The organism is Streptomyces sp. SL06, from assembly GCF_058244745.1.
Window position 1 is genome coordinate 2685704 of the sequence record NZ_JBSYOT010000002.1, and the last position, 14480, is coordinate 2700183.

At 72.2% G+C, this 14480-nt stretch carries 16 protein-coding genes and 1 pseudogene; 7 read left to right on the top strand and 10 right to left on the bottom strand.

The window, feature by feature from the left end:
* Positions 1 to 75: 75 nt before the first annotated feature.
* The 6 genes and pseudogenes from AC4IHM_RS12095 to AC4IHM_RS12120 all read right to left on the bottom strand — a co-directional run bounded on the left by AC4IHM_RS12095 (position 76) and on the right by AC4IHM_RS12120 (position 5915).
* Positions 76 to 1290, bottom strand: coding sequence for a hypothetical protein (locus tag AC4IHM_RS12095; RefSeq protein WP_490867071.1), 1215 nt, complete (start codon positions 1288 to 1290; stop codon positions 76 to 78).
* Positions 1290 to 1953 (bottom strand): annotated as a pseudogene (locus AC4IHM_RS12100) (RNA polymerase sigma factor). Before AC4IHM_RS12100 ends, AC4IHM_RS12095 begins: the two are co-directional and overlap by 1 nt.
* Before the next feature lie 431 nt (positions 1954 to 2384).
* A complete protein-coding gene (locus AC4IHM_RS12105; protein ID WP_490867072.1) occupies positions 2385 to 2792 on the bottom strand; it encodes a hypothetical protein in 408 nt (135 codons plus the stop codon).
* Between the two features lie 58 nt (positions 2793 to 2850).
* Positions 2851 to 3420, bottom strand: a complete 570-nt coding sequence (locus AC4IHM_RS12110; protein WP_490867073.1) for a hypothetical protein — start codon at positions 3418 to 3420, stop codon at positions 2851 to 2853.
* Positions 3421 to 3507: 87 nt separating this feature from the next.
* The gene (locus tag AC4IHM_RS12115) at positions 3508 to 4185 is read right to left on the bottom strand and encodes a hypothetical protein (protein ID WP_490867074.1); all 678 of its coding nucleotides are present in this window, start codon (positions 4183 to 4185) and stop codon (positions 3508 to 3510) included.
* A gap of 101 nt (positions 4186 to 4286) precedes the next feature.
* Positions 4287 to 5915, bottom strand: a complete 1629-nt coding sequence (locus tag AC4IHM_RS12120) for a beta-N-acetylhexosaminidase (protein ID WP_490867075.1) — start codon at positions 5913 to 5915, stop codon at positions 4287 to 4289.
* 185 nt (positions 5916 to 6100) lie between these two features.
* Here AC4IHM_RS12120 and AC4IHM_RS12125 point away from each other — a divergent pair, with 185 nt between their 5' ends.
* The 5 genes from AC4IHM_RS12125 to AC4IHM_RS12145 all read left to right on the top strand — a co-directional run bounded on the left by AC4IHM_RS12125 (position 6101) and on the right by AC4IHM_RS12145 (position 10284).
* Positions 6101 to 6685: a 2-oxo-4-hydroxy-4-carboxy-5-ureidoimidazoline decarboxylase gene (locus tag AC4IHM_RS12125; RefSeq protein WP_490867076.1), complete on the top strand. Its 585-nt coding sequence runs from the start codon at positions 6101 to 6103 to the stop codon at positions 6683 to 6685.
* 183 nt (positions 6686 to 6868) lie between these two features.
* A complete protein-coding gene (gene sdhC, locus AC4IHM_RS12130; protein WP_490867077.1) occupies positions 6869 to 7249 on the top strand; it encodes a succinate dehydrogenase, cytochrome b556 subunit in 381 nt (126 codons plus the stop codon).
* 5 nt (positions 7250 to 7254) lie between these two features.
* The gene (locus AC4IHM_RS12135) at positions 7255 to 7737 is read left to right on the top strand and encodes a succinate dehydrogenase hydrophobic membrane anchor subunit (RefSeq protein WP_490867078.1); all 483 of its coding nucleotides are present in this window, start codon (positions 7255 to 7257) and stop codon (positions 7735 to 7737) included.
* A 19-nt stretch (positions 7738 to 7756) separates the two neighbouring features.
* The gene (gene sdhA / locus AC4IHM_RS12140) at positions 7757 to 9511 is read left to right on the top strand and encodes a succinate dehydrogenase flavoprotein subunit (protein WP_490867079.1); all 1755 of its coding nucleotides are present in this window, start codon (positions 7757 to 7759) and stop codon (positions 9509 to 9511) included.
* The gene (locus AC4IHM_RS12145) at positions 9511 to 10284 is read left to right on the top strand and encodes a succinate dehydrogenase iron-sulfur subunit (protein WP_490867080.1); all 774 of its coding nucleotides are present in this window, start codon (positions 9511 to 9513) and stop codon (positions 10282 to 10284) included. Before sdhA ends, AC4IHM_RS12145 begins: the two co-directional genes overlap by 1 nt.
* Positions 10285 to 10371: 87 nt before the next feature.
* Here the strand turns inward: AC4IHM_RS12145 and AC4IHM_RS12150 are convergent, their stop codons facing one another.
* The 3 genes from AC4IHM_RS12150 to AC4IHM_RS12160 all read right to left on the bottom strand — a co-directional run bounded on the left by AC4IHM_RS12150 (position 10372) and on the right by AC4IHM_RS12160 (position 11735).
* On the bottom strand, positions 10372 to 10638 hold the full coding sequence (locus tag AC4IHM_RS12150) for a TM2 domain-containing protein (RefSeq protein ID WP_490867081.1): 267 nt from the start codon (positions 10636 to 10638) through the stop codon (positions 10372 to 10374).
* 247 nt (positions 10639 to 10885) lie between these two features.
* Positions 10886 to 11305 (bottom strand): DUF2752 domain-containing protein, encoded by a 420-nt coding sequence (locus AC4IHM_RS12155; RefSeq protein WP_490867082.1) that lies wholly within the window; start codon positions 11303 to 11305, stop codon positions 10886 to 10888.
* A complete protein-coding gene (locus AC4IHM_RS12160; RefSeq protein WP_490867083.1) occupies positions 11298 to 11735 on the bottom strand; it encodes a TM2 domain-containing protein in 438 nt (145 codons plus the stop codon). Before AC4IHM_RS12160 ends, AC4IHM_RS12155 begins: the two co-directional genes overlap by 8 nt.
* Positions 11736 to 11900: 165 nt before the next feature.
* On the opposite strand from AC4IHM_RS12160, the gene AC4IHM_RS12165 reads away from it, so the two are divergent.
* Both AC4IHM_RS12165 and AC4IHM_RS12170 read left to right on the top strand, forming a co-directional pair.
* Entirely contained in the window at positions 11901 to 12311 is a 411-nt protein-coding gene (locus AC4IHM_RS12165; RefSeq protein WP_490867084.1) for a VOC family protein, read from the top strand.
* A gap of 69 nt (positions 12312 to 12380) precedes the next feature.
* Positions 12381 to 13157 (top strand): TetR/AcrR family transcriptional regulator, encoded by a 777-nt coding sequence (locus AC4IHM_RS12170; protein ID WP_490867085.1) that lies wholly within the window; start codon positions 12381 to 12383, stop codon positions 13155 to 13157.
* On the opposite strand, the gene AC4IHM_RS12175 is transcribed toward AC4IHM_RS12170, so the two are convergent.
* Positions 13143 to 14468 carry a metallophosphoesterase gene (locus AC4IHM_RS12175; RefSeq protein ID WP_490867086.1) on the bottom strand — a complete coding sequence of 442 codons (1326 nt, stop codon included), beginning with the start codon at positions 14466 to 14468 and terminating at the stop codon, positions 13143 to 13145. The two genes, AC4IHM_RS12170 and AC4IHM_RS12175, sit on opposite strands and share 15 nt — an antisense overlap.
* Positions 14469 to 14480 lie beyond the last annotated feature (12 nt).

The window sequence follows — 14480 nt, forward strand, 5'->3', positions numbered from 1 at the left end:
GGGGGAACCCCGGCTCGGTGCGAAAGCCGATGACCAGTCGGCTCGTTCATTACTGCGCCACGGCGGCCGAAAATGTCACACCCTCGCCGGGAAATCCGCTTCCACCTGCGTGAACGCGGGTGCGAGGGGTCCGGTGAGGGCGGACGGACCGGGCGCCGACTGCGGTGACTGCGGTGTCTGCACCCGCCGCGGCAGGGGTTCGAAGCGGGCCGACGGGGTGTGCGCGGCGCCGGGGCGTTGCGGGCCGTGGAAGTACCTCACGGGCGGGACTATGTGGCCGTCGTCGTCCTCGCCCTCTTCACCGCCCTCGCCGCCGTCGCCGCCGTCGGTCTTCTTCCCGTCGTCGACCCGGTCGTCGTCCCCGCCCCGGTCGCTCCTGCCGTCCTTGTCCCCCGCGTCGCCCCGGCCGCCGGGGTCCTTGCGCAGGCCGTGCTCCCGGGCCGCGTCCCGCGAGTCGCCGGGCTCCCGGCCGTCCCGGCCGCCGGTGCGGTCCCGGGCCGCGGTGTCGGCCCCGGCGAGGAGGTCCTCGCAGTACTCGCCGATCCGCGACGTGTCCCCGGCCGCCGCCTTCAGCGCGCGCATGCGGGTGCCGTCGGGTTCCTTGCCGCCGCGCACCTTGCGGCAGGCCGCGACGAGAGCGGACCGGCGTTCGCCGGGAGCGCCGGCCGTCCGGTCGTCCGCGTCGTGGTCCCCGGCCGCGCCGCCGTCGCGCGCGGTGCCCCGCTCGGGCGCGCCCGGCGTGGGGCCACCGGGCGCCGAACCGCCCTGCGTGCCGTCCAGCGGCGAGGGCGAGGCGGGCGGGCGGTCGGGGGAGACCGCGGCCGAGACGGTGGCGACGGGTTCCGGTTCGGTGCCGCCGAAGGGCGTCGGCAGCGCTCCGGTTCCGGCCGCCACCGCCACTCCGCCGACCATGCCGACGGCAAGCGCGGCGGCCAGCCCGAGGCGCAGCGGACGGTTCCGGCGGGAGCGGCCGGCACCCTCGCCGCGTGCGCCGATGCGGATCAGCCCGGCGTCGCGGGACGGGGACGCGATGCCGTGTCCGGGGTCGGCTGACGCCCCCGCCGAGTCATCGGCACGCTCGGCGCGCACCTTGCGGAAGGCGGCCAACGCCGAGGCTTCGCCGGGGAGTTCCTCGTCGGACGGCACGGGCGGGGCGGCGAGTACGCGCAGGGCGGCGGCGAGTCGTTCGGCCCGGCCGCGGACTGCGGGTCCGACCGCGTCCAGTAGCTCTCCGCGCAGCAGGCGCTCCGCCGTTTCGCGGTCCAGCCACTTGTCCTGCTCGTCGGCCATCACATGTCTTTCTGCGTCCGCGCCGGTGTATGCGTCACACTCGCGGAACGTCACCGCACGACCGCGCGGTTCCCGCTGCGGCGGCAGGGCGTCGAGCCTCCCTCCGGATTCCGGATCGCCGCCGAGCAGCTCGGCCAGGCGCTTCAGGCCACGGTGCGCGGCCGTGCGGACGGCACCCGGCCGCTTGCCCAGCGTCTCCGCGGCGCTCTTGGCGTCGAGGCCCACCACGACGCGCAGGACGACGGCCTCGGCCTGGTCCTGGGGCAGCCGGGCGATGAGGGAGAAGGTGTCGTCGGTGGCCAGGGCCTCCATGGCCTCGCCCGCGGTGTCGGACTCGGCGGGCCGGCCGGCCAGCTCGGTCTCGTCGCCGCCGATCGCGGGCCGGCGCCCCCGCATGCGGATGTGGTCCAGCGCGCGGTTGCGGGCGATACGCGCGGCCCAGCCGCGGAACCGGTCGGCGTCGCCGTCGAACCGCTCCAGGTCGCGGGCGATCTGCAGCCAGGCCTCGGACGTCACGTCCTCGGCGTCGTGATCGCCGACGAGCGTCCGTACGTAGCCCAGCAGCCGCGGATGCACCGCGCGGTACACAGTCCGGAACGCGGTCTCGTCCCCGTCCTGTGCCGCACGCACCGCGGCGGTCAGCTCCGCGTCGTCCCCCAGCACCGAGCCCCTCTTTGCGCCTAGGCCGGCGCCGCTCTCGCGGACCGGTACTCGCCGTCGTGGTTGCCCCATTGATGGTCGCGGTGCTCCACCGCTCACGTGATGTGGGAGGAAGACCCCCCCCCGCTGGTCGGCGCGAATGGCACGTTACGTCTTGAAACCGCCACTCGTCCATGTCCATCTCGCATTGCTGTACAAGATGCAACTAACCCGTGACGCGGCGGGGTGTGACAGAAAACGCTGTCGCGACGCTGTAGGAGATACGGGCCGCCGCGCGACCCGTGCCACGCGACGGCCGGGGCCTCTCCTGTGGGGGGTGGCGGCCCCGGTCGTTGCCTCGGTTCGTGCGTTTCGGCCCGGAGGCCCGCGGGACTGCTCCCGGGACCCGAGGGCTTTTGGCCGCGGCCCGTTTCCCGCAGGTGTACCGGCGGCCGTCAGCGGCCGGGCGCGGCGTCCCGGCACAGCAGGCGCAGCGATCCGTCTCCGGTGAAGCGGCGGCGGGCCTCGTCGATCGGGTCCCAGAGCCGGCCGTCGGGGGTGCGGACCCAGTGGTCGCCGCCGGTCGCCCACCACTCCCCGCCGGCCTGACGCACGATCACCTCACCGGCGTAGGCGCCCAGTCCGCGCAGCACGGGCTCCACCGCGGCGTACGGCGCTCCCTCGCCCCGGATGCCGTCGATCACGCGGTCGACGCGCCACAGGCTCTGCGCCGAGTAGTCCAGGCGCAGCCGGGCGCCCTCGCGCAGGGTGGCCACCGCGTCCGCCGCCCACCGCACGGGCTTCTCGGCGGCCGACGGCCGGGTTTCCCGCTGGGGCGTCGGTCCGCCGGTCACAGTCGTCACATCCGGTAGAGCGCCGCGGGGCGGAGTTTCGTCACACGTGTCCGTCGGCAGAGCGGGCTCAGCCCCGTCCGCGGGCGCGGCGGGACACCACCGCGCGCAGCACCCGGCGCCCCTCCGTGGAGACCTCCAGGGCCGGGCGCAGTCCGGCCGTTCCGTGCCCGGCGAGCAGGTCGAGTACGGCGGTCTGGCGGCGCAGTTCGGCGGCGACGAGCGGTGGCAGCCCCTCGGTGCCCTCCTCTCCGCGGACATCGGCCTTGGGGGCGGGGTCCGCGGCGGGGTCGAGGAGGCGGTGGATCCTGAGCGAGGCGACGGAACAGGCGTCGGCCCACGCCCGCAGCTCCGGGAGGGAGTACTCGGCCGGCGCGGTGGCCAGCATCCGGCGGGTCAGGAGTACGGCCTCGTCCTCACCGGCGGCGTCCGGGCCGGCCAGCTTGTCGCGCACCTGCGTCAGGGCCTGCGCCCACTCGCGGGCGTCCTCGCCGCCGGTGCGGTCGGCGAGGATCGCCCACAGGGGTCTGAGGATCTCGTCGTCGCCGTCCAGCAGAGGAACGCAGCGATCCAAACAAGCCAGCCCGCTCGCGGCGAGTCCGCGTGTGTCGGCCCGCGCGATCAGTTCCAACAGGCTCATTCGGTGCCTCCCTGTTCCCGCCGCTTCGCCCCGCTCACCACCACGGAGCCCGCACTGACCCTTACTGCGTGCGACGGGCCCGGAGTGTCACAGCGGCACGACGCCCAGCCGGTCGAGAAACCGGAAGAAGAGGTTTTCGGCCACGGTCCCGGAGCCGAGGCCGAAATCGGGCCCGGGGCCGTCACCGGAGCGGAAACCGGAGTCGGGCCCGATTGCGCCGCCGGGCCGCAGGCCGGGGTCGGATTCCGGCCCGGGGACGGGGTCGGAGGCGGCGCCGGGGTCGGAATCCGGCCCCTCCCCGAAACCCGTGCCGGGACCGAAGCCGGGGTCCGTCGACAGGATCTCCGTCAGTTCGGTGGCGTTCGCGGCGTGGCCCGCCTCGACGGCCCAGGCGACGGCGCGTTCGGCGGCGTCGCGGGGTTCCAGGAAGTAGTCCTCAAGGGTGAGCCCCTCCTTCTCCGCGCCGAGGTACCCGGCCATCGCGGACCGCGCCAGGCAGGTCGTCCACGCCCCGCTCTGCGGCGCCGCCGCCTCCACGACCACGCAGTCGCTGTCCATCACGTACCCGAACAGCGCGGGCGCGCCGGTCTGCGCGGCCAGGTCGTTCATGTTCCCCACGTCTCCGTCGCCGCCCGGGAACTCCCACACCTGCCAGCCGCCCGGCGCGGACAGGCGCAGGGTCATGTCCGCGGCCCCCGGCAGCGCGTCCAGTTCCGCGAGCGGCCGTTCGGCGCGGCCCACGACGAAGTACCCCCAGTAGCCCATGTCCCGGCTCCCCCTGGCGTATCGGTTCGGCTCGTTCAGAAGACCACCACAGCCGTACGGGAGTTCGCAGCCGGATCGGACAATCCACGGGGTGCGCCTGGTCAGTCGAGCCGGTCGGCCAGCGCCTTGAAGTCCGTCCAGGACAGTTCGGGCTTGCCCGGGTCCCACAGCTTCTGGACGGTCGCGGCCAGCGGCAGCCGGATGCCGTCGGCGACCTGCGCCTGGGTCTGCGCGTTCGGCAGGTCGCCCCAGACCGCGAGGCTGCCGCCGAGTATCTGGTCGTCGTACTTCGCGTCGACCGCCTGCGTGCCGCGCAGGACGCGCGGGGTCCACTGCTCGTAGATGCGCTCACCGGTGGGATAGACGAAGGTCTGCGGCTCACCGAGCACGTAGTAGAGGAACTCGTCGTTGTAGTTGAGCACCTCGCGGCCCGTGCTCAGATACTCCGCCGGCGGGCGGGCGCCGATCTCCTTGCCGGTCCAGTAGGCGACCTTGATGTCCTTCAGGGGCTCGACGGACGTGCCCTTGAGGAAGCCGTCGTTCCAGGCGCGCGGGGTGCGGTCGTGCGCCTGGACCGTCTCCGCGCGGCCGTTGAGCCAGCCGGTGGTGAGGTCGGCGACGGTGCCGCCGGAGCCGTAGGCCTTGCGGGCGGCGGCGGCCAGCGTCGGATAGGAGGCCTCGGGGTCCGAGACCACGAGTGCCTGGTACTCGTCGGCGCCCAGGTGGAACTGGGAGCCGGGGAAGAGGTCGGCGTACTCGTCCAGCAGGTCGTCGACGATCTCGGCGGCCTCCGGCTTGGAGATGTCGATCGCGCCGCGGGTGGCCGTGCCCTGGGCGTTGCGCAGTTGGAGGTCGGGGTGCGCGGCGATCACGGCGCCGAGGTGGCCGGGCGAGTCGATCTCGGGGACGACGGTGATGTGGTGGGCCTCGGCGAGGTCGACGATCTCCTTGACCTCGGCCTTGGTCAGACGGTCGTCGGAGACGATCTCGGGGTGCGAGTCGGACTCGATGCGGAAGGCCTGGTCGTCGGAGAAGTGCAGGCCCAGTTCGTTGAACTTCAGGTCGCCCAGCTCGCGGACCCGGTCCTTGATCCAGTCGGCGTCGTAGTGCTTGCGGGCGATGTCGAGCATGAGGCCGCGCCGCGGTTTGTCCGGCTCGTCCTTCACGACGCCCTCGGGCGCGGTGCCGCCGTCGTCCACCGCCTGTTTCAGGGTGCGGGTGCCGTAGTAGACGCCCGCCTCGGCCGGCCCGGTGACGGTGACGCGGCCGTCGCGCACGGTCATGGTGTACGACTCGGGGTTCGCGCCCTTGTCGGCCTTGACGTCAAGGAGCAGGTCCCCGGCGCGCTCGTCGTCCTTCTCCCCCGCGTACGTCATCCCCAGCTCGCCCGCTATCAGGCGCCCCTCGTCGGCGAGGCCGGCGTCGGCGACGACCACGCGGTGGCTCTTCTCCGGCTGCCAGCCGGGGCCGCGGGCCGGGGTGTGGTCGCGTACGGCGGGTATGGTGCGCGGCTCCTTCGACAGCGCGTAGGAGCGACTGGGACTGGGCTGCGTGGAGGGTGCGGCCGCTCCCTCGGACGACCGGGCGGCCGAGCCCCCGGGCCCGCCGTCGCCGTCACCGTCGGTGGCCCACAGGCCCACTCCCACGCCGAGCGCGGCGACCGCCGCACCGGCGATCACGGCCCGCTGCCTCACCTTGTGCGCCGGTGTCCGGCGTCCGTGCTGGCTCACAGCGCCAACCTACGACCGTAAGCTCCACCATGCGTCCACCACATGTTCTGAAACTCTCCCGTTCGGGTGAAATTCGGGCACCGATCCGACACGCGACACCATCACTCGATAACGTGACGCCGCGTCTTTCGCACCGTCCCCTGCCGCCGACACACACGTGACGCCCACAAGGACCCACGCCGCCTGTGCACCGTCTTCCTGACTTCCCCGCCCGAGTGGCCCTGCCGGTCCCGGTGCAAACACCCGCCGCACCGGCCACACCCACGCCACTGGAACGCCTCAACACGGCCCACCCGGACGAGGCCGCCCGCACCCTGCGCACCTGCCTGAACAGCCACGGCTGGGCCCACCGCGTCACCTCCCACCGCCCCTACCCGGACCTGCCGGCCCTGTTGGCGGCGGCGGACGAGGCCGCGTACGACCTGACCCCGCGGGAGGTGGCCGAGGCCCTGGCGGCGGAGACCGTGCCCGCCCTGCCCGCGGACGTCTACGCGGCCGCCCACACGGCCCTGAGCGCCGCCGCGGCGGCCTACGAGAGCCGCTTCGGCCACGCGTTCGTCATCTGTGTGGACGGCTTGGGCACGGACGAGGCCCTGAACCACGTACTGGCGGCCATACGGTCGCGGTTGGCCAACGATCCGGACGAGGAACGCCAGGTGGCCGCGGAGGAACTCCGCCGCCTCGCGAGAACGCGGCTGGCCGACGTCCTCTCGGAGGCGCGGCCGACCGCGCGACCGGCCACCCACCACCGGGACCCACCGCCCCGGTAGCCGCCCCACGCGGGCGAACCCACTGCTCTTTTGAGTGCAACTTTGATCACAACGGCAGGCCCCCTGTAAGCACCACGGGTCCACGTCGCTACCATGCTGGGGGCCGGTGGACCGTACCCGGCCGGGCCCGACCGACAAGGAAAGCCGGCGCGGCCCCAATCCCCGCTTCCGGAGGAAATTTCCGTGCCGGCTGGAACGCTGTACCGCGGCCGGGAAGGAATGTGGTCCTGGGTGGCTCATCGAGTCACCGGCGTCCTCATTTTCTTCTTCCTGTTCGTTCACGTGCTGGACACCGCGCTCGTCCGTGTGTCCCCCGAGGCCTACGACAACGTCGTGGCCACCTACAAGTCGCCGATCGTCGCGCTGCTGGAGTACGGCCTCGTCGCCGCCATCCTCTTCCACGCGCTCAACGGTCTGCGCGTCATCGCCGTCGACTTCTGGGTCAAGGGCGCCCGCTATCAGAAGCAGATGCTCTGGACCGTCGTCGCCCTGTGGGTCGTGCTGATGCTCGGGGCGATCTACCCCGTCCTCGGCCACGCCGCTCGTGAACTGTTCGGGAGCTGACGCCCATGTCCACGACTGAATCCCCCGCTTCCGGGATCGGCCCCGTCGAGGGCGCCTCCCTGTACACGGCCGACAACCCGGCGCCGCTCATCGAGGCCCCCCGCCGGCGCACGAAGAAGACCCCGAAGTCCACGCGGGGCAACTTCGAGATGATCGCCTGGCTGTTCATGCGCCTGTCCGGCGTGGTGCTGGTCGTCCTGGTCCTCGGGCACCTGCTCATCCAGCTGGTGCTGGACGGCGGCGTCTCGAAGATCGGCTTCGCCTTCGTGGCCGGCCGCTGGGCCTCGCCGTTCTGGCAGGTCTGGGACCTCCTGATGCTCTGGCTCGCGATGCTGCACGGCGCGAACGGCCTGCGCACCGTCATCAACGACTACGCGGAGCGCCCGAACACGCGCCTGTGGCTCAAGGGGCTGCTCTACACCGCCACGGTGTTCACCATCCTGCTGGGCACGCTGGTGATCTTCACCTTCGACCCGAACATCCGCTAGGCACGGGGCTGCGAAAATCATGAAGGTACACAAGTACGACACCGTCATCGTCGGCGCCGGTGGCGCCGGTATGCGGGCCGCCATCGAGGCGACCAAGCGCAGCCGCACGGCCGTCCTGACGAAGCTCTACCCCACCCGCTCCCACACGGGCGCCGCGCAGGGCGGCATGGCCGCCGCGCTGGCCAACGTGGAGGAGGACAACTGGGAGTGGCACACCTTCGACACGGTCAAGGGCGGTGACTACCTGGTCGACCAGGACGCCGCCGAGATCCTGGCGAAGGAGGCCATCGACTCGGTCCTCGACCTGGAGAAGATGGGCCTGCCGTTCAACCGGACGCCCAACGGGACGATCGACCAGCGCCGGTTCGGCGGTCACTCCCGCAACCACGGCGAGGCCCCGGTCCGCCGCTCCTGCTACGCGGCCGACCGCACCGGCCACATGATCCTGCAGACGCTGTACCAGAACTGCGTCAAGGAGGGCGTGGAGTTCTTCAACGAGTTCTACGTCCTGGACCAGCTGATCACCGAGGTCGACGGCGTCAAGAAGTCGTCGGGCGTGGTGGCGTACGAGCTGGCGACCGGTGAGATCCACGTCTTCCAGGCGAAGTCCGTGATCTACGCCTCCGGCGGCACCGGCAAGTTCTTCAAGGTGACCTCCAACGCGCACACCCTGACCGGTGACGGCCAGGCGGCCGTGTACCGGCGCGGGCTGCCGCTCGAGGACATGGAGTTCTTCCAGTTCCACCCGACCGGCATCTGGCGCATGGGCATCCTGCTGACGGAGGGTGCCCGCGGTGAGGGCGGCATCCTGCGCAACAAGGACGGCGAGCGCTTCATGGAGAAGTACGCGCCGGTCATGAAGGACCTCGCCTCCCGTGACGTCGTCTCGCGCTCCATCTACACGGAGATCCGCGAGGGCCGCGGCTGCGGTCCCGAGGGCGACCACGTCTACCTGGACCTCACCCACCTCCCGCCGGAGCAGCTGGACGCCAAACTGCCGGACATCACGGAGTTCGCGCGCACCTACCTCGGCATCGAGCCCTACACGGACCCGATCCCGATCCAGCCCACCGCCCACTACGCGATGGGCGGCATCCCGACCAACGTCGAGGGCGAGGTCCTGCGGGACAACACCACCGTCGTCCCGGGCCTGTACGCGGCCGGCGAGGTGGCCTGCGTCTCGGTGCACGGCGCCAACCGCCTGGGCACCAACTCGCTGCTGGACATCAACGTCTTCGGCAAGCGGGCCGGCATCGCCGCCGCGGACTACGCGCGCCAGACCGACTTCGTCGACCTGCCGGAGGACCCCGAGTCCCTGGTCGTCGAGCAGATCGAGCGGCTGCGCTCCTCCACCGGCACCGAGCGGGTGGCGACGATCCGCCGCGAGCTGCAGGAGTGCATGGACGCCAACGTCATGGTGTTCCGCACCGAGCAGACGATCAAGACGGCCGTCGAGAAGATCGCCGAGCTGCGCGCCCGCTACAAGAACGTGGCCATCCAGGACAAGGGCCGGCGGTTCAACACCGACCTGCTGGAGGCCGTCGAGCTGGGCAACCTGCTCGACCTGGCCGAGGTGATGGCGGTGTCCGCCCTCGCCCGCAAGGAGTCGCGCGGCGGTCACTACCGCGAGGACTTCCCCAACCGCGACGACGTCAACTTCATGCGCCACACCATGGCGTACCGCGAGGTGGGCGACGACGGCGCCGAGTCCATCCGGCTCGACTACAAGCCGGTCGTCCAGACCCGCTACCAGCCGATGGAGCGTAAGTACTGATGGCTACCCCTGTCCTGGAGAAGAACGACTCGGCCCCCGAGCCCGGCTTCGCCGACTCCCCGTACATCACGGTCACCTTCCGCCTGCGGCGGTTCAACCCGGAGGTCGCGGCCGAGGCCTCCTGGGAGGACTTCCAGCTGGAGATCGACCCGAAGGAACGTGTCCTCGACGCGCTGCACAAGATCAAGTGGGATCTCGACGGCACCCTCACGTTCCGCCGCTCCTGCGCGCACGGCATCTGCGGCTCCGACGCCATGCGGATCAACGGCAAGAACCGGCTGGCCTGCAAGACGCTGATCAAGGACCTCAGCCCCGAGAAGCCGATCACGGTCGAGCCCATAAAGGGCCTGACGGTCCTCAAGGACCTGGTCGTCGACATGGAGCCGTTCTTCCAGGCGTACCGGGACGTGATGCCCTTCCTGATCACGAAGGACACCAACGAGCCCACGCGGGAGCGTCTCCAGTCCGCCGAGGACCGCGAGCGCTTCGACGACACCACGAAGTGCATCCTGTGCGCCGCCTGCACCTCGTCGTGCCCGGTGTTCTGGAACGACGGGCAGTACTTCGGCCCGGCGGCCATCGTCAACGCCCACCGCTTCATCTTCGACTCGCGTGACGAGGCCGGCGAGCAGCGGCTGGAGATCCTCAACGACCGCGACGGCGTCTGGCGCTGCCGCACGACCTTCAACTGCACGGACGCCTGCCCGCGCGGCATCGAGGTCACCAAGGCGATCGCGGAGGTGAAGCGGGCGCTGATCACGCGCCGCTTCTGACCGCACGCCGGTGACACGGCCGAGGGCCCCGACCGGATGCGGTCGGGGCCCTCGGCCGTGCGGACGCGCGGGGCGGCCCGAGCGGTGTCAGCCGCGCAGCACACGGCCTTCCTTGTCGGTGCGGTCGTTGCTGACCAGGAAGATGATGCCGTCGATCAGCGCCCAGAAGCCCAGCCCGCCGCAGGTGAGCAGCTGCGCTATGCCGACGCCCACGGAGCCGACGTAGAAGCGGCCGATGCCCAGGGTGCCCAGGAAGAGCTGGAGGATACCGGCGACGATCTTCGACTTGTCGGAGTACGGGCGGCCCTGCGGGTCGTAGCCGAACGGAGCGGCGTGGCTCGGGGGGACGGTCATGGTGGTGCTCCTGGGGAGAAGAGGGACGGGCCGGGACGAATGGCCCGGCGGCCCAGGAGAGAGCACCGCCGGTCGCACACCGACCGCGCACAGCGGCCCACGTGTGCCGTGGCCGTCCCCCCTGCGCGTAGGGAGCATATGGAGACGAGTGGGACGGGCGGGAGTGGACTCGATCAACTGTGCCCGTACCGTGATCATTTGCGATCAGTGCGGTGACACCAGCTCCCGCGCGCCTGTCCCGCGCGCCTCAGACGAGATTGCGAAGTACCGTCCAGGCCAGTGCGGTCAGCAGGATCGACGCCTGGGCCCACGGGGCGATCCGGGGCCGCCAGGAACGGCCGCGCAGGCCCTCCGCGGTCCAGCGGCCCCACAGCGCGAGCGCGAGGGGCGCGGCGAGCAGCAGGGCGCGGTTGTCCAGCCAGGCCGCGGCGAAGTGACCGTGCATCAGGTCGTAGACCATGCGCGTGCCGCCGCAGGCCGGGCAGAGCAGCCCGGTGACGTACCGCAGCGGGCACTGGGGCAGGAGGTGGCCGCTCTCGTGCGGGTCGGTGAACCACAGGTACCCGGCTCCCGCGGCGCCCGCGACGAGCACCGCGAGGGGTGCCGCCGCGGGATGCCACGGCAGGCGTCGTCCTCCGGGTGGCGCGGGGCGGACCGCGTCAGCCACGCAGGATTCGGCCCTGGGAGTCCGTGCGGTCGTCGCTGACGAGGTAGATGATGCCGTCGATCAGCGCCCAGAAGCCCAGCCCGCCGCAGGTGAACAGCTGGGCCAGCCCGACGCCGACGGAGCCGACGTAGAAGCGGCCGACGCCGAAGCTGCCGAGGAAGAGCTGGAGGATGCCGGCGACGATCTTCGACTTGTCCGAGTACGGGCGCCCGTAGGAGTCGTAGCCGTAGGGCGCGCCGGGGTCGCCGCCGTAGTAGCCGGGCGGCTGCTGATAGCCGGGCTGCTGGTAACCGCCGGGCGGCTGCTGGTAACCGGGCTGCTGGTAGCCGCCCTGCGGGTAGCCGTAGGGACCGGCCTGGCCGGCGCCGGGAGCCTGGTTCGGATAGCCGTAACCGGGCGGCTGGGACGGCTGCTGCGGCTGCTCGCTCACAGTGGTGTCACTCCTGAATGATGCGGGAAACTGCCGGTCATACTGTCTGACTTATTGGACAAAGAGAAGCCCGGACCGGGAGCGCCGTCCGCCCCAACGAGTGACCCCGCCGCCACCCTGCCCTGATTTCGCCCACTTCGTACCGCACACACCTAATCTGACGACATGTCAGCTGATGAGTCGTACGAACTGCTCGGGTTCGACAACGTCCTGCTGCCCGTCGGGGATCTCGGCGAGGCCGTCGGCTTCTACGAGCGGGCCGGCTTCCCGGTCGCCTTCCGGCTCGACGAGGCCGGGATCGCGCTGCTGAAGGCCGGCGGCGAGACGCCGGGGATCCTGCTGCGGGCGGAGGAGGAGTTCGGACGCCGGCCGCCGCCGTGGCCCTCGGCGCGGGTGTGGCTGGAGGTGTCGGACGCCCGGAGCGCGGACCGCGCGCTGCGCGAGGCGGGTGTCGTGCCGCTCGACGAGCCGTTTCCCGTCGCCACCGGCTGGACCGTGGAGTTCGCCGACCCGTGGGGCAACGTCGTCGGGCTCACGGACTACACCAAGCGGCCGGAGCTGGGCCGCCGCACCTGACGGGCCTGCCCGGCCTTCTCCCGAGCACGTCCGGACGAGGGGATCCGCCGTGAGGCTAGGCTCGGTCCCGTGCCCGCGAAGAACGACGGCCCCGACGACGGCGCCCCCCTCAGCAAGTCCGAGCAGACCCGCGCGCTGATCCTGGAGACGGCCATGCGGCTGTTCCAGGAACGCGGTTACGACCGGACGACCATGCGGGCCATCGCCCAGGAGGCCGGGGTCTCCGTCGGCAACGCGTACTACTACTACGCCGGCAAGGAGCACCTGATCCAGGGCTTCTACGACCGGATCGCCGCCGAGCACCAGGAGGCGGTCCGCGAGGTCCTGGCCCGGGAGACCGACCTGGAGGCGCGACTGGCGGGTGTGCTGAAGGTCTGGCTTGACATCGCGACGCCGTACCACGAGTTCGCGGTGCAGTTCTTCAAGAACGCCGCCGACCCGGACAGCCCGCTCAGCCCCTTCTCCCCGGAGTCGGAGCACGCGCGCGTGGAGGCCATCAGCATCCACCGGACGGTGCTGGCCGGCGCGAAGGGCAAGGTGCCCGAGGAACTGCGCGATGTCCTGCCCGAGTTGATGTGGCTCTTCCAGATGGCGCTCGTCCTGTACTGGATCTTCGACCGCACGGAGGGCCGCGAGCGCAGCTACCGCCTCGCCGAACGCGGTTCCCGGCTCATCGCGCGGGGCGTCGCGCTGGCCCGCTTCCGGGTGCTGCGCCCGCTCGTGCAGGAGGTGCACGAACTGTTCACCGACTTCCTGCCCGGGATGACCAGGGCGCTCCCGGACCCGGCCAAGAGGGCGGCGCCCGCCGGGGACGCCGGCCGGAAGCGCCCCTCAGACCTGCGCTGAGGCCAGCTCGATCACCGTCACGTCCGAGGGGGCGCCCACGCGCGTGGGCGGGCCCCAGGCGCCCGCGCCGCGGCTGACGTACAGCTGGGTGTCGCCGTAGCGCTCCAGGCCCGCGACCGTCGGGTTGGCGGCGCGCGCGATGAGGTTGCCGGGCCAGAGCTGGCCGCCGTGGGTGTGGCCGGAGAGCTGGAGGTCGACGCCGTGGTCGACGGCGTCGTGGATCTGCACCGGCTGGTGGGCGAGCAGCACGCACGCGCGTGCCCGGTCCCGGTCGCCGAGGGCCTTGGCGTAGTCCGGGCCCTGTCCCCGGCTCTCGCCCGACACGTCGTTGACGCCGGCCAGGTCGAAGTGGGGCAGCTCGGTGCGGGCGTTCTCCAGCGGGAGCAGGCCGAGCCGCCGCACCTCGGCGACCCACTGCTCGGCGCCGGAGAAGTACTCGTGGTTGCCGGTGACGAAGTACGCGCCGTGCCGTGCCCTGAGCCGGGCCAGCGGGGCCGCCGCCGGGCCGAGGTTCTTCACGCTGCCGTCGACCAGGTCGCCGACGACGGCGATGAGGTCGGGCTGCGTGGAGTTGACCGTGTCGACGACCCGCTGCGCGAAGCCCCGGCCGAGGACCGGGCCGAGGTGGATGTCGCTGACCACGGCGATCCGGAAACCGTGCGCCGCGCGCGGCAGCTTGGCCAGCGGCACGGTGACGCGCTTCACCCGCGGGCCGCTCAGCACGCCGTAGGTGCCGAGGCCGACCGTGCCGACGGCCGCCGCGGCGGCGGTACCGGCGACGACACGGGAGACGAACAGGCGGCGGGAGGGCAGGTCGAGGGGGCCCGGGGGCGCCGGCTCGGGGGTCGCGGCGCCGGGCCCTGGTGTGCCGGGCGGCTCGGGTGTCTCCGGCGGCCTGGACGGCCTGGGCCTCTCGGGCGGCGCCGTTCCGGCCGGTATGCGCTCCGTGTCCGCGGCCGGGGACGCCACCGGCCCCGCCCGCCCGGCCGCACGGCGCTCGACGAACCATCGCAGCAGCGGTCGGACCGCCTCGCCCGCGACCACCGCCAGCAGCAGGTATATCGACAGGGCCAGCCACAGGAAGCCCGGCCAGGCCAGGACGCGCTGGAGCCAGAAGGGGGCGCCCCCGCGCTCGGCGGCCAGGGCGCCGACGGCGAGCACCCAGCCGCCGGCGATCACCGCCGCGCCGACGCGGCGCACCGTGCCGGGCCCCCGGGTCGTGTCGCGGAGCAGGCGCCGCCACACGTACCAGTTCGCCACGACCACCACGCTCACCACGGCCGGCGCGACGAGCGCGAAGACGACCACCATGCCGTCGTATCC

Bases quoted from the DNA above. Each gene is read 5' to 3' on its own strand.
- AC4IHM_RS12095 (WP_490867071.1), bottom strand. From the start codon at position 1,290: ATGGCCGACGAGCAGGACAAGTGGCTGGACCGCGAAACGGCGGAGCGC.
- AC4IHM_RS12110 (WP_490867073.1), bottom strand. From the start codon at position 3,420: ATGAGCCTGTTGGAACTGATCGCGCGGGCCGACACACGCGGACTCGCC.
- AC4IHM_RS12115 (WP_490867074.1), bottom strand. From the start codon at position 4,185: ATGGGCTACTGGGGGTACTTCGTCGTGGGCCGCGCCGAACGGCCGCTC.
- AC4IHM_RS12135 (WP_490867078.1), top strand. From the start codon at position 7,255: ATGTCCACGACTGAATCCCCCGCTTCCGGGATCGGCCCCGTCGAGGGC.
- sdhA (WP_490867079.1), top strand. From the start codon at position 7,757: ATGAAGGTACACAAGTACGACACCGTCATCGTCGGCGCCGGTGGCGCC.
- AC4IHM_RS12145 (WP_490867080.1), top strand. From the start codon at position 9,511: ATGGCTACCCCTGTCCTGGAGAAGAACGACTCGGCCCCCGAGCCCGGC.
- AC4IHM_RS12150 (WP_490867081.1), bottom strand. From the start codon at position 10,638: ATGACCGTCCCCCCGAGCCACGCCGCTCCGTTCGGCTACGACCCGCAG.
- AC4IHM_RS12165 (WP_490867084.1), top strand. From the start codon at position 11,901: ATGTCAGCTGATGAGTCGTACGAACTGCTCGGGTTCGACAACGTCCTG.
- AC4IHM_RS12175 (WP_490867086.1), bottom strand. From the start codon at position 14,468: ATGGTGGTCGTCTTCGCGCTCGTCGCGCCGGCCGTGGTGAGCGTGGTG.